The sequence below is a fragment of the Dysgonomonas sp. ZJ709 genome, assembly GCF_011039195.1.
GTDB lineage: Bacteria > Bacteroidota > Bacteroidia > Bacteroidales > Dysgonomonadaceae > Dysgonomonas.
In genome coordinates this window covers 92,000-106,626 of record NZ_JAAKEM010000001.1, presented here as the reverse complement: position 1 = coordinate 106,626, position 14,627 = coordinate 92,000, and the positions used below count along the sequence as shown (strand labels likewise).

The 14,627-nt window shown below is 38.1% G+C and carries 11 protein-coding genes; 9 read left to right on the top strand and 2 right to left on the bottom strand.

Annotation, left to right across the window (positions count from 1 at the left end):
• The first annotated feature begins 90 nt into the window (after positions 1–90).
• The 4 genes from G7Y56_RS00475 to G7Y56_RS00460 all read left to right on the top strand — a co-directional run bounded on the left by G7Y56_RS00475 (position 91) and on the right by G7Y56_RS00460 (position 5,917).
• Complete coding sequence (locus G7Y56_RS00475; protein ID WP_165040209.1) at positions 91–2,460, top strand: transglycosylase domain-containing protein; 2,370 nt, start codon at positions 91–93, stop codon at positions 2,458–2,460.
• A gap of 306 nt (positions 2,461–2,766) precedes the next feature.
• Positions 2,767–3,828, top strand: coding sequence for a type III polyketide synthase (locus G7Y56_RS00470; protein WP_165040207.1), 1,062 nt, complete (start codon positions 2,767–2,769; stop codon positions 3,826–3,828).
• Between the two features lies 1 nt (position 3,829).
• The gene (locus G7Y56_RS00465; protein ID WP_165040205.1) at positions 3,830–4,321 is read left to right on the top strand and encodes an isoprenylcysteine carboxyl methyltransferase family protein; all 492 of its coding nucleotides are present in this window, start codon (positions 3,830–3,832) and stop codon (positions 4,319–4,321) included.
• Positions 4,322–4,522: 201 nt separating this feature from the next.
• Positions 4,523–5,917 (top strand): DUF3943 domain-containing protein, encoded by a 1,395-nt coding sequence (locus G7Y56_RS00460; protein ID WP_255498594.1) that lies wholly within the window; start codon positions 4,523–4,525, stop codon positions 5,915–5,917.
• A gap of 154 nt (positions 5,918–6,071) precedes the next feature.
• Here the strand turns inward: G7Y56_RS00460 and G7Y56_RS00455 are convergent, their stop codons facing one another.
• Complete coding sequence (locus G7Y56_RS00455) at positions 6,072–7,175, bottom strand: glycosyltransferase (RefSeq protein WP_165040201.1); 1,104 nt, start codon at positions 7,173–7,175, stop codon at positions 6,072–6,074.
• A gap of 224 nt (positions 7,176–7,399) precedes the next feature.
• Between G7Y56_RS00455 and G7Y56_RS00450 the strand changes: the two genes are divergently transcribed.
• The 5 genes from G7Y56_RS00450 (at position 7,400) to G7Y56_RS00430 (ending at position 13,434) form a co-directional block, all read left to right on the top strand.
• The gene (locus G7Y56_RS00450; RefSeq protein WP_165040199.1) at positions 7,400–10,861 is read left to right on the top strand and encodes a DUF2723 domain-containing protein; all 3,462 of its coding nucleotides are present in this window, start codon (positions 7,400–7,402) and stop codon (positions 10,859–10,861) included.
• Between the two features lie 71 nt (positions 10,862–10,932).
• Positions 10,933–11,544, top strand: a complete 612-nt coding sequence (locus G7Y56_RS00445) for a polysaccharide deacetylase family protein (RefSeq protein ID WP_165040197.1) — start codon at positions 10,933–10,935, stop codon at positions 11,542–11,544.
• A 55-nt stretch (positions 11,545–11,599) separates the two neighbouring features.
• Complete coding sequence (locus G7Y56_RS00440) at positions 11,600–12,706, top strand: DNA replication/repair protein RecF (protein WP_165040195.1); 1,107 nt, start codon at positions 11,600–11,602, stop codon at positions 12,704–12,706.
• Positions 12,703–12,996 carry a DUF721 domain-containing protein gene (locus G7Y56_RS00435; RefSeq protein ID WP_165020354.1) on the top strand — a complete coding sequence of 98 codons (294 nt, stop codon included), beginning with the start codon at positions 12,703–12,705 and terminating at the stop codon, positions 12,994–12,996. The genes G7Y56_RS00440 and G7Y56_RS00435 overlap by 4 nt, the downstream gene beginning before the upstream one ends.
• 6 nt (positions 12,997–13,002) lie before the next feature.
• Complete coding sequence (locus G7Y56_RS00430; RefSeq protein ID WP_165020353.1) at positions 13,003–13,434, top strand: thioesterase family protein; 432 nt, start codon at positions 13,003–13,005, stop codon at positions 13,432–13,434.
• A 212-nt stretch (positions 13,435–13,646) separates the two neighbouring features.
• Here G7Y56_RS00430 and G7Y56_RS00425 read toward each other — a convergent pair whose 3' ends face one another.
• Positions 13,647–14,555: an AraC family transcriptional regulator gene (locus tag G7Y56_RS00425; RefSeq protein ID WP_165040193.1), complete on the bottom strand. Its 909-nt coding sequence runs from the start codon at positions 14,553–14,555 to the stop codon at positions 13,647–13,649.
• Positions 14,556–14,627 lie beyond the last annotated feature (72 nt).

Below are 14,627 nucleotides of genomic sequence, written 5' to 3'. Positions count from 1 at the left end.
AGAGAAATGAATAGCATAGGCATTTAAGTTTTTTTATCTGTATAATTGAAACGTTTTATATAAATTTGCAGCAATTTAGAAGTTCTATATATGAGCAAGAAAACAAAGAAAAATAAAAACACATTCTTTAAACAACTTAGTCCCAACAAGATTGTTAAAGCATTGTGGGTACTTTTCATAGCAGGTATAGTATCAATTACACTTATATTTATCCTTATAGGCACAGGTATTATCGGCTATATGCCTCCTATCAAAGACCTTGAGAACCCCATCGACAAATACGCTTCACAGGTATACTCGGTAGATGGTCAATTATTAGGCACATTTTCTCAGGATAAAAACAATCGGATTAACTCCAGCTATAGTGACTTATCTCCCTATCTGGTTGAAGCTCTTGTTGCAACAGAGGATGCCCGATATTACTCCCATTCGGGTATCGATATTTTCGCTTTAGTCCGCGCTGTTGTAAAAACAGGAATTCTTCAGCAATCCAGCGGAGGCGGAGGTAGTACCATATCTCAACAATTATCAAAACAGTTATATTCGCCTACTGCCGAAAATGTAGTAGAACGTGTATTGCAAAAACCTATTGAATGGGTTATTGCAGTTCAATTGGAGAGATATTACACCAAAGATGAGATTATAAACCTATATCTCAACAAATTCGACTTCTTATATAATGCAGTGGGTATCCAATCTGCCGCTCAGGTATATTTCAACAAAACACCTAAAGACTTAAAAATAGAAGAGGCAGCAACCCTGATCGGGATGTGTAAAAATCCTTCGTATTACAATCCTCTTCGTAAAAATGAACGCACCAGAGGACGGCGCAATGTTGTGCTTGAGCAAATGTATAATGCCGACTACATTACAAAACAAGAACTGGATTCGTTAAAGCAATTGCCATTAGTACTAGATTTCAAAAAGGTAGACCATAAGGACGGGCTTGCTCCTTATTTCCGCGAATATCTGCGCATGGCAATGAATGCAAAAAAACCCAGTAAATCGAACTACGCATCATGGCAAACAGAACAGTTTGCATCCGATTCGCTGCAGTGGGAAACAAACCCGTTGTACGGTTGGTGTAGCAAAAATAAAAAAGCCGATGGCTCAAATTACAATCTGACAACTGACGGGTTAAAGATATATTCTACAATTGATTCCCGCATGCAGAAATATGCAGAAGAAGCTGTAGAAGAACATTTCAGCAAAGAGTTACAACCCGATTTCGACAGAGAAAAGAAAGGCCGTTCGTATGCTCCATTTTCATCTTCTGTAGCCAAGAATGTAGATTCTCTTTTGCTGCGCGCAATGAAAGTGACTGACAGATACAGAGGGCTTAAGAATCAAGGATTATCTGAAAAAGAAATCCTCAAAGAATTCAAGACGCCTACCGACATGAAAGTCTTTTCGTGGAAGGGAGAAATCGATACCACGATGACTCCATGGGATTCGATTCGTTATCACAAAGGATTTCTCCGTACCGGATTTATGGCAATGGATACTCAAACAGGTTTTGTGAGAGCTTATGTCGGCGGAATTGACTTCAAATACTTTCAATACGATATGGTAAATATGGGACGGCGACAAGTCGGTTCAACAATCAAACCATATCTGTACACGCTTGCTATGGAGGAAGGTATGACTCCTTGCGATGAAATGCTGCATGTGGAGCAAGTTCTTATAACCGAAACCGGAAAAGAATGGCGTCCGAGAAATGCGAGCGCACGTAGAGTTGGCGAAGTAGTAACTATCAAATGGGGGCTACAAAATTCTGACAACTGGGTTACAGCCTATTTAATGAAACAAACATCCCCTTATACATTTGCACGTCTGCTACACTCGTTTGGAATTACAGGACGAATAGACCCTGTAGTATCTATGTCGCTGGGAACACATGATGTATCTGTCGCTGAAATGACTGCTGCTTACACTGCATTTGCAAACAAGGGTATCCGATCCAATCCTATATATGTTACTCACATAGAAGATATGTATGGAAACATTGTTGCTACTTTCACCCCTAAACTCGACGAAGTATTTGGAGAAAGCACTTACGTAAAAATGATCGATATGCTCCGCGGCGTAGTGGATGGAGGAACCGGAAGCCGCGTCAGACGAAATTATGGAATAACAGCTCCGATGGGAGGCAAAACGGGAACAACACAAAACAACTCCGATGGTTGGTATATGGGCTTCACGCCGAAATTATCTGCCGGATGTTGGGTAGGCGGAGAAGATCGCTCCATTCATTTCGATCGCACAAGTGACGGCCAAGGTGCTAGTATGGCATTACCTATATTCGGATTATTTATGAAAAAAGTATATGCTGATCCTGATTTAGAGTATAAGCAAACCGACCAGTTTCAATCGGCAAAATATAGTCCGTGCGACAGAGCCTCCGATGATGACGATGTAATAGATCATCAACCCGTTGTAATAGATAAGATGTTCAATTAAAGAAAATATGTATCGAACTGCAAAGTAATTATCCGGAGCTTTGTGTTGATGCAACAGAATATATAAATATTTAAAAGAAATGGCTATTCACTTAAGAATAGCCATTTCTTTTTAGCTTATCATTCGGATATTTCAGTTGACTATTTATTCCTACGTTCGCCATCTATCCAGCAACTTTAGAATATTATTAAAAACAATGAATAAAGATAAAGAGTAAGGCAGAACTATTATCGTCTGGTAATTGTTTAAAACAACAGTGTTACAATATACTACTTCATTTTACTTATTGTCATAAAATTATAAATTATGCCCTCATTAGCAGCAATATCTACAATAGATTTTCCTTTCAAAACGAATCAACAAGATGTAAAAGAGTATGCCAAAGGTTTATTTGCTGTATCATTTCCTGCAGTAGAAAGAATGTTGGGTGCATTTGATAACACAGAGATTGTAACAAGAAATTTGTGTAAGTCGCTTGATTACTATTCTGACGTGCATACTTTTCAAGAGCAGAATCTCGAATACATCAGGCTTGCTCTTGAATATTCCGTCAAGGCGATTGAAAAGTGTATTTCTTCCGCACAAATTAATAAGGACGATATAACCGATATTATTTTCATCTCAACCACCGGACTTGCCACTCCAAGCATGGATGCCCTGATAATAAACAAAATGAGGCTCAACCAGCATGTCAACCGCATGTCTATTTTTGGTTTGGGATGTGGAGGAGGCGTATCGGGTTATGCAAAAGCATGTACTGTAGCTAAAGCAAATCCTGAAGCTGTGGTATTGTTAGTAGCAGTAGAATTATGTTCACTTACTTTTCTGCGTGATGATTTTAGTAAAAGTAACTTTATCGGTTCCAGTTTATTTTCGGACGGGGTTGCTGCCTGCCTGGTTATGGGAGATAATCGTATAAATAAAGCTAAGCACCAAATCAAATTTGTTGGTAACGAAAGCAAATTATATTTCGATTCGCAAGAAATAATGGGATGGGATTTTACGGATAATGGCTTTAAAGTTTTATTTTCTTCGGGTATTCCTGCTATTATTGCTCAAAATGTACACAACGATGTCTCTTCTTTCTTAGCCAAACATCAGTTGAAAATTTCAGATATAAAGAATTTCATTTTTCATCCGGGAGGTAAAAAAGTACTTGCTGCTTATGAGGAAGCACTGGGTGTAGAAGGTGATTTTTTGAAGACAACCAGAACGGTAATGAACAATTACGGCAATATGTCGAGTTCCACTGTATTGTATGTCTTGGAACAGTTTTTCACTCATGATTTTGAAGACGGTTATGGATTGATGATGTCTATGGGACCGGGATTTTCTTGTGAGATTGTTCTACTTCAAATGAAAAAATAATATGGCCTTTTTCTTTTTTATTTCATTTGTAATTCTACTACGAATCGGTGAGTTAATTCTTGCCCGAAGTAATGGACAATGGCTTTTAAAACACGGAGCGATAGAATACGGACAGAAGCACTATCCGTTTATGATCGTACTTCATACCTTGTTTTTCATTTCGTTGATCACAGAATACACTCTTGCAGGAACAGGCTCGTACAACTACCTCTTGCTTATATTATTTTTCATTTTGATTGCTTTAAAGGCATGGACTATTTTGTCGCTAGGCAGATTTTGGAATACAAAAATATACCGTGCACCCAATTTTCCATTGATAAAGAAAGGCCCTTATAAATACTTCAAGCATCCTAATTACATCATTGTCATTGCTGAGATAGCAATTATCCCTCTTGCATTTGGTCTATATTACACTGCCATTATCTTCACATTACTTAATAGTATAATGCTGTTTATCAGAATTAAAGAAGAAAATAAAGTGCTGAAAATCTGAACATAATCTAAAAATCAGATTTGTCTTAATATTGAAATCTGCCGAACATTTTAAGATGTATTATGTTAATATTTTATATCGACATAATACAAACTGGATAAGTATATTTCAATGAAAGGCTTATTTTTTTTAATATCAGCAATTGTATTTTTTTCTTGCATTTCTGTATCCGCTCAATACTCTATGCATCAGGCGCCAGCGATGAAACGTGTACTTCCTGACTCAATAGACATAGCTTACAACTCTAAAAAGAACTGGAAGTTGGCAGTAGGACAGATTGTAGGAATGAATATAGGACTCTGGGCATTTGACCGATACGCACTAAAAGCAAATTATGCTTATATCAGTATCAATACAGTAGAGAATAATTTAAAAAATGGCTTTAAATGGGATAACGATCAGATGGCGACCAATATGTTCGGGCATCCATATACCGGTAGTTTGTATTACAACTCAGCTCGTGCAAATGGATTCAATTTTTGGGAATCTGCTGCTTTTACCCTTGGAGGCAGTGTTATATGGGAAGTCCTTCTTGAAAATCAACCTCCATCTACCAATGATCTAATTGCTACTTCTGTCGGAGGTATGGTTATGGGCGAAGTGTCCTATAGTGCATCAGATTTAGTTTTGGACAATAGGGCCGAAGGGACAGAACGTTTAGGACGTGAATTTGCAGCCTTTCTCATATCACCTACTCGTGGGCTTACCCGTATTATGAATGGTGATGCATGGCAAAAGAAACCAACTTCGGGACGGCAATATGGTATACCCGAAATACGTATAGAAGCATCTACAGGAGTGAGGACATTGAGTCTTGGAAAAACATATTGGGCGAAAGAAATGGTCTGGACAACAAATCTTAATGTCGAATATGGAGATCGATTCGACACATATAATAAACAGCCCTACGATTATTTTATGTTCAGAGCCAGTTTAAATGCCCATAAATCACAACCTATTATAGGTAGATTTAATTTAACCGCGCGGCTTCACGGAACGGAGTTGATAGATACCGAGAAAGATTACCTAAGTCTTGGTTTATACCAACACTTTGCCTATTACGATTCAGATACCATTTCATCTGAATCGAACAGAATACCCTATCGGTTTTCTGTTCCGGCATCGTTTGGAGGAGGATTAATCTATCAAAACAAGAGATCTGCCAGTTGGTTATTTGATGCGTATACACATCTCAATGCTGTCATTTTAGGGGCATCCCTAAGTGATCACTACAAAGTGGATATGCGTAATTATAATATGGGAAGCGGCTTGGGCTGGCAAGCGGGATTTAATTTAACATATAAAGATATATTCGGATTACATAGTACCTACGAAGGTTACCGTATGTTTACATGGAAAGGTTATCCCGTCGGAATAGATTGGAGTACTACCGATCCTAATACTTTAAATGTACAGGGAGACAAATCTCAGGCTACTCTTCAAGCTTTTAGTTTGAGAGCAGATGTGAAACTTCATAGACGCATATACTTTACAGCCATGTCTTATTTTTATAGTCGCAGAACTAATTATGACCAATATGAGGATGTGAGAGCTCATGCAAAAGAAGGCTATCTAATGATGACTTATAGATTTTAAGGTGGGTTCGATATAAGGAAAGGCACAATAATGTCTTTTTTTGAATTTGTCATCCCGATACGTAGTGAGGGATCTGTTATCCTACAACAAGAAGTAGCCGAGATCCCTCACTACGTATCGGGATGACTCAGAGAGAAAGAAAAGATATATAATCTTATTTTTCTTCACCCCAAAAATTTAGATATTGTCGGGCGACACTTATAAAATCGTGATGCTTGTCGACAAACAATCTCCCATGTTGAGATAGGTCGGGAATTTTATGCTTATTTAAAACAACATATTCTAACTTATTAAACACATCGTCTTCTGTTGGGTAGACATTTATAATCGGGCGATTTTCGTCTTCGTCTAACAACTCATACATTTCGGGCTCTCCACCTCCTACCACAACTTTGCCCTGTGCCATCGCCAGTAAGGCATTCATTGCCGGACTATACGAATAAAGCTGATCCAGCACAACGTGAGCCTGCATCATAAGCTTCTGATACTCATCGTAGCCAACCGATTCTACACGGGAGATAACTACCTGATCAGGATACTTCCGGGCCAAACGAATCAATGCTCTGTCCATTACATCAGTACCTTTATATTCACTTCTGTCTTTATTGATTCCAATAAAAAAATTGATTCTGTCCGGAATACGATCAATGGGTTGAAATTCTATCTTTGACGTATTAATAGGTAAAGGAATATAAGCAAGCTTTTCCGAATAATAAGGCTCATACGATTTGTAGTATTCGTAGAGACAAGCTACAATACCATCAGACGACACAGCCATCTCATTGTTAGCAATCTCCCTATTTGAATTAATCCATAGAGACTCCAGCTTCTGATTATACTGCAAATTTGTGCTTTTGCCATCGACAAAAAACTCAGAATATTTAAACACATTTTTCGCTAAGCAAGCCCTTACCCAGTAGGAATCATCTCCGAAAGCACCTAAGAAAACCCGTTTGTTATTTTTCTTCAGCTGTTTGTAAAGGTATTGATTGATACGTACATTAAGCGTTACAAAACAGGGATTAATTATTTGCACGACATCATAGCCTTTGAATTTAGAGAATTTATTGAAGACTGATACTAAACATAATAGTGTATCAATAAACCCCGAGCTCTTACGCGTCAAATCAATATCGCGCGGATAATCCTTAAACCGGTCACCGTCCGAAGCCACCACAACCTCATGACCTAGAACCCGTAAGCCCTCAGCTAAGGTTAGATGCACACGGCTATATTCTCCGATAAGAAGGATTCGCATAAAGTAATCGTTTTATACAAAAGTAACACAAGTATTGATACATCACACAAAAGGAAACGATCAAACAATGTATATCTGTTCAGAATTTAAGAAGTTTTTAAATTTCGAACTCAAAAACAGAGATATGTGAACCGATACTTTCAGTGTTTTAACTATCTTTGCACCCAAATGTATAAAATACAATCATTTATTACAAAGAATTTTGTAAGTATACCATTTTCGATATGAAAAGATATAACTTAATAAATAACGTCTTCGGATGGTTCAGTTTTGCTATCGCAGCAATTGTTTACCTAATGACCATTGAGCCTACAGCAAGCTTCTGGGATTGTGGTGAGTTTATAACCTCAGCATACAAACTAGAAGTAGGACATCCGCCGGGTGCGCCGTTCTTTATGCTTACAGGAAAGTTTTTCACACTATTTGCGTCTGACACTTCGCAAGTGGCCATGATGGTGAATGCAATGTCGGCACTACTCAGTGCATTGACTATTCTGTTCCTCTTCTGGACTATTACACACTTGGCTAAGAAACTTATATACAGCGACAAGAGTAATGAAATGACTTTAGGTCAGCTTATCATTATTATGGGCTGCGGACTAGTAGGTGCTTTGACCTATACATTTACAGATACATTCTGGTTTTCGGCTGTAGAAGGCGAAGTGTACGCCTACTCATCGATGTTTACAGCTCTCGTATTCTGGCTGATACTTAAATGGGAAAACAGGGCGGACAAGCCTGGATCGGACAAATGGCTGATAATCATTGCTTATGCAATGGGGTTATCTATCGGTGTCCATCTATTAAATCTATTATGTATTCCGGCCATTGTATTGGTTTACTACTTTAAGAAAAGAGAAAATGCCAACCTGAAAGGAACATTACTAGCTCTGGCTGGCTCATTTGCGCTTATCGTATTGTTAATGTACGGTATAATACCGGGCTTTACAAAAGTTGGCGGATGGTTCGAACTTCTTTTCGTTAACGATTTAGGCTTCTCATACAATACCGGTGCTTTCGTATACATCATCTTGATAGCTATCTCTATTATTTGGGGATTGTACGAAACAATGTCAGTCAAAGGAAATATGACCAGAGCAAAGATTGCTTTTATCATTTGCATGATATTAAGTGGTGTTACATTCATCGGGTCGAACGCTATTCTGTCTATTCTGCTAATAGGTGCTTTAGTTGCATTTATATTTATCAATAAAAAAATAAATTTCAGACAATTAAATACAACTATTTTATGTCTGATGGTTATCCTTATAGGGTATTCTTCATTTGCACTAATACCTATCCGTTCGATTGCAAATCCGCCTATGGATCAGAACTCACCTGAGCATCTGTTTACATTAGCCAATTATCTGAATCGTGAACAATACGGTGACAGACCTCTTTTTCATGGAAAAACATTTGCTTCGAGTGAAGCTCGTGATCCTCAAACAGGAAGAATCAAACCGCCGGTAAGTGAAAAAAAGAATTATGATAAGGTTGTAAAAAAATCGCCTGATCAAAAAGATATGTATGTTGTAAGCGGAACAGCTCCAACTTACGAATATTCAAATACAATGACATTCCCACGTATGTATTCCGATGAAAACAGACATTTGATCGGTTATCAGATATGGGGAGGAATAAAAGATACAAAGGTACAGCCTACGATGTTCCAAAACCTTCAGTTCTTTTTTACCTATCAGTTAGATTTCATGTACTTCCGCTATTTTATGTGGAACTTCTCGGGTCGTCAGAACGATATACAAGGAACAGGTTCTTTGAATAATGGAAACTGGACAACAGGCATCAATTTTGTAGATGAAATGCTGGGCAGAGGTCCGCAAGACAATCTACCACCAGATATAGCCGACAACAAAGGGCATAATGCATATTATGCACTACCATTCCTTCTCGGAGTTCTTGGAATTTTCTTCCAATTGACCCGTAAAAAAGAAGGGGAACAACAATTCCTAATTACGTTCATGTTGTTCTTTATGACAGGTATAGCCATCATATTATACCTGAATCAGCAACCATTCGAACCACGCGAGCGTGATTATGCTTATGCAGGCTCTTTCTATGCCTTCTGTATATGGATAGGATTTGGAGTCGCATTCCTTTGGAGACTACTCAAAAAGGTATTGCCCGAAGCACCTGCTGCTGCCATAGCAACAATTGCAACAGTACTGATTCCAATACAAATGGCGAGTCAAAACTGGGACGATCATGATCGCTCGGATAGATATACGATGAGAGATTTCGGTATGAACTACTTACGTGGTTGCGAACCGAATTCGATACTCTTCTCGATGGGAGACAATGATACTTTCCCGCTATGGTATGCACAGGAAGTAGAAGGATTCCGTACCGATGTACGTGTATGTAATCTCAGCTACCTGCAAACAGACTGGTATGTAGATCAAATGCGTAGACAAGCATACGATTCGGAACCACTACCTATCAACTGGGAACGAGATCGTTATTTCGGTAATAAAGGTCAGGCTGCTTATGTTTTATCGAGAAAAGATCTTGAAAAAGCAATTACAAGCCAGCTTCAACAATCGGATATGAAGAATTTCATGGGACATATTCGTTTCAATGATTACTTCGATGTAGCAGCATTTAAAGACACAATGCAACTAAGTGAGGTAACAGAGATATTGAAAACGCAGGATAACCATGTGCCACGCAATCCATTTATCGAGAAAGGCGTAGTTATACCGAGCAGCATATACACAACTCCAATTAATACAGCGAATGTAGACTGGGCTAAATTGGGAACTAAGCCTAAATCAGATTTTACGATCAACGTGGGTGATGATAAGAATGCAGTATACCGCCAAGAGATCATGATTATGGAAATGCTTTACAACATTAATAAAGATGATTGGAAGCGCCCGTTATATTATGCTGTAACAATCGGAGAAAGCCCTATAAACCTGTCTGATCAAGCAATGCTTGAAGGTATTACTTATCGAATACTTCCGGGAGTACTGGATAGCACCGGAGTAAATACCGAAGTAATGTTCGACAATATGGTAAACAAATACCAGTGGGGTGGAATAGAGAATCCGGAAGTATATCTGGATGAAAATAATCTGAGAATGTGTCGTTCATTCCGCATGATGTTCGACAGACTTATCACAGCGTTATTAGAACAAGGAAAAAATGACAAAGCTCTGATAGCTCTCGACAAGTGTATTACCGCCATCCCGGGCAACACCGTTCCAAGAGGAGGAGAATCAATACTATTTGCGGATGCATACTTCGAATTGGGAGAGAAAGAGAAGGGGCAAATGGTTGCAAATGAGATTATGGATCGGGTTGATGCATCATTGCAATGGTACAAACGTCTGAAACAACAAGATATGGTATATTGCAGTTCGGATATCAGAGAGTATATGGATATCAAACTGAAAATATTAGATATTTATCAACGATACGACAGAACAAAATATCAACCGCTACTTGATCAGATTATGGCTGAAACTGATCTATTCTTAAGCAATGGAGTAAGTTTCAACGATCGTGCCCATCCACTTGACTTTTTGATGAGAGTAGCCATAAGAGGCTATATGATCGAAGAGGATACCACTGCTAAAAAAGCAGAAGGTGCAACAATGGAAAAAGCAGCCGGATTGATACAAAAATACAAACCTGAACTTTTACAAAAATATTTTGGTCAATAAAAAAGATGAATTAAAATATACTTGCAGCAATAAAAGTGCTGCAAGTCTGTTTATGTTCATAAAATAAGTTTATGCTAATAGAACAGCCGCCTATATTATACCGTCTCTTATACAAAGACTCTATATGGAGGATACCTATAGAAGGGGAGAAAACGGTATACTTAACTTTCGACGATGGACCTATACCGGAGATCACTCCATGGGTATTAGATTTGTTGGATCAATACGAGGTCAAAGCGACATTTTTCTGCGTAGGCGATAATGTCCGTAAACATCCCGATATCTATCAAATGGTACTCGACAGAGGGCATCGTGTAGGCAATCACACATTCAATCACATTCAGGGTATACGTAAGTTCACAAAAAGATACGTGGAAAATACCCGTCTCGCATCTGAATACATAGATTCCGATCTCTTTCGTCCACCACACGGACATATGAGAATACCTCAATATCTCACTCTGAGAAAAAAATACAAGATTATCATGTGGGATGTTGTTACCCGTGATTACAGCAAGTGTATGACTCCCGATAAAGTATTGAATGCGGTGAAGAAATATACACGTGACGGATCTATTATTGTATTCCACGATTCAATAAAAGCAGAGAAGAATATGAAATATGCTCTACCTAAGAGCATAGAGTGGCTTAAAGAGCAAGGTTATACCTTTAAATTATTATAAACTTCCGATATCACATATAAAAATTGTATTTTTGTAAGAGCAAATTTATATGTGAATGATTCTAGAACGTTTATCCATACTCAACTATAAAAATATAGAGCAAGCCGACTTGAGCCTGTCTCCTAAGATAAACTGCTTCTTAGGCAGCAATGGTATGGGCAAGACCAACCTACTGGATGCGATCTATTACCTTTCGTTCTGTAAAAGTCACAACAACCCTATCGATTCGCAAAATATCTACCATGATGCAGACTTTGCCGTTATGCAAGGCTGGTATCAATTAGAGGGGAAGCAAGAAGAGTTTTTCTGTAGTCTGCGACGAAAACAAAAGAAACAGTTTAAGCGAAATAAAAAGGAATACGAACGTTTTTCCGACCATATAGGAACATTACCGCTTGTTATGGTTTCGCCTTCCGACACCGAATTAATAAATGGAGGAAGCGATGAACGAAGAAAGTTTATGGACCTTTTTCTGTCGCAATTCGACAAAGAATATTTACACTCACTTATAAGGTACGGCAAAGCCCTTCAACAGCGTAATGCTTTATTAAAAAGTGATGGGCGTATCGACGAAACACTTCTGGAACTTTGGGACGAACAACTGATAGAAGAAGGTAAAATTATCTATAAGAAGAGATTTGATTTTATAGAAAAATTTATCCCTACATTCCAGAAATTCTATGATTTTATATGCCTTTCGAATGAAAGAGTAGAATTAAAATACGAATCTCATTTTTCTGACAATAACTTTGAGGCTTTACTCAAACAAAAAAGAGAAAAGGACAAGATATTAGGCTATACAAGCATTGGGGTCCACAAGGATGATCTGGACATGCAGATGGACGGATATTCAATTAAGAGGGTAGGTTCGCAAGGACAGAATAAAACTTATGTAGTAGCTCTTAAACTAGCTCAATTCGATTTCCTGAGACAGGCTACTGCCACTACCCCGATATTACTACTCGACGATATTTTTGATAAACTGGATTCATCGCGCGTAGAGCAAATTGTAAAACTTGTTTTAGATAAAGATTTCGGGCAGATATTCATCACTGATACCAATAGAGAGCATTTAGACCACATATTATCACGGACTAATAGCCTGTACCACTTGTACAGTGTAGACAAAGGTGCTGTTATTCAAACAAATGTTACTGTATGAGAAAGAAGAATACAGAAACTATTGGTGAAGTACTCAGGCAGTTCTTCGAAGAAAATCAGTTTTTCAAAAAGAAGTTTGCCGAAAGCCGTGTTATCTCAGGATGGTCTAAACTGTTAGGTCCTTCTATCAGCGGATATACAACAAATATTTATTTGCGAAACAGTATATTATATGTACACCTCAGCTCTTCGGTACTGAGGTCTGAACTACTGATGGCAAAAGAAAGATTAATTACAAATCTCAATAAGCATGCCGGCATGCCTGTTGTAAATGATATAATATTCAGATAAACCGTTATGGAAATAAAAGAAGAAACATTTAAAACCACACTCCCTATTCAAATTCGCTTTAGTGACATCGACGCCTTAGGGCACATCAACAACAACATATATTTCAGCTACTTCGATCTTGGAAAGACTGACTATTTCGAGAAAATAAAATCTTCGTTGGTAAATTGGACAGAAGGTATTGTCGTTATTGCACATATCAGTGTCGATTTCTTTTCACCTATCTACTACAAAGAGATTGTTGCGGTAGACACCAAAGTTATAAAACTGGGAGAGAAAAGTGGAGTCTGCCTTCAACAAATCAGAAATATTAAAACAAACGAAATAAAGTGCAGATGTGAGTCTGTATTCGTTACATACAATCCCGATACGCAATCATCGATGGCAATACCCGATATTTGGAGAAAAGCTATTTCTGAATTTGAAGGAAAAGAATTGTAAATAATGTGAGTTCAATATAAGCATTATGCAATTATAAGTTATGAGCTAGGATCAATTTATCTTTCGCCCATTCTGTCATCCCGATACGCAGTGAGGGATCTTGACTACTCCTTGATTTATAGGAGAACAGATCCCTCACTGCGTATCGGGATGACAAATTTAAATGAAGCTTTTATTGTTTATTTCCTTATATCGAGCTCACTTTAAATAATCTATTCCACAAGTTGTTTAGTTACAACATATCTATTAATATATTCCGAAGGCGAGAGTCCTGTATTTTTCTTAAAGAATGCAGAAAAGTAAGTAACTGATTCAAAATTCATCTGATATGCAATTTCCTTAATCGATATTGCCGAATAGGTCAGGTATTCTTTCGCACGTATTACACGCAACTGGCTTTGATACTTCGCCGGAGATATACCTGTATAGCTTTTGAATAGTTTTCTGAACCATGAGTACCCTACATCAAGAGCGGACGCTATATCTTGCGGGCTGACATTACTATCGACATCCTGCTTCATCAAGAGCCGTGCCCGCTCGACAATCGAGCCTAGTTTATTCCTTTCAAATTGCTTATTTATAGATTCGGAACGCATCAACCCCAACAAAAGGACAGCAATACTTCCCAACACTTGCTGATAACCGCTATACTCGGATTGAGCTGTAGTTATAGCCTGAATGAAAAGGCTTGTAATAGATTCCGATAGATGAATATTGAAAACAGGCTCTTCGATCGAAAAGAAATCTTTCTTAATCAGGTTATCAATATATTCCCCCTCAAATCCTACCCAATAGGTAGCCCAACCTGTTTTTTTACTAGGGTAGTAAGTATGCCATTCGTTTGGAAAAAGAAGAATCATATCACCGGCTGCCACAACCATATTCGAACAATGTGAACTTTCAAAATAGCCTTCACCTTCGGTAATGTAGATTAATTGATATTCCTTCAATACCCGTCCTTTGCATTTATCGAACATATACCCCTTGGGATGCCCCTGAGGAGGGTAAGGGCTATCGGCCTTCACTTTCTGATAACCGAGGGTCGTAACATAACTTCCCCAGTCATTATCCCGCTCGTTTATCGTTAAGTATTTTACAATGGTAAGCCTATCTTGTGTCATAGTATTTAGCAAAAAGGTTGATGACGTAAGACAAAGTAAAATAAAAAGGTAACACGCCCCTGCTAAAGAGAA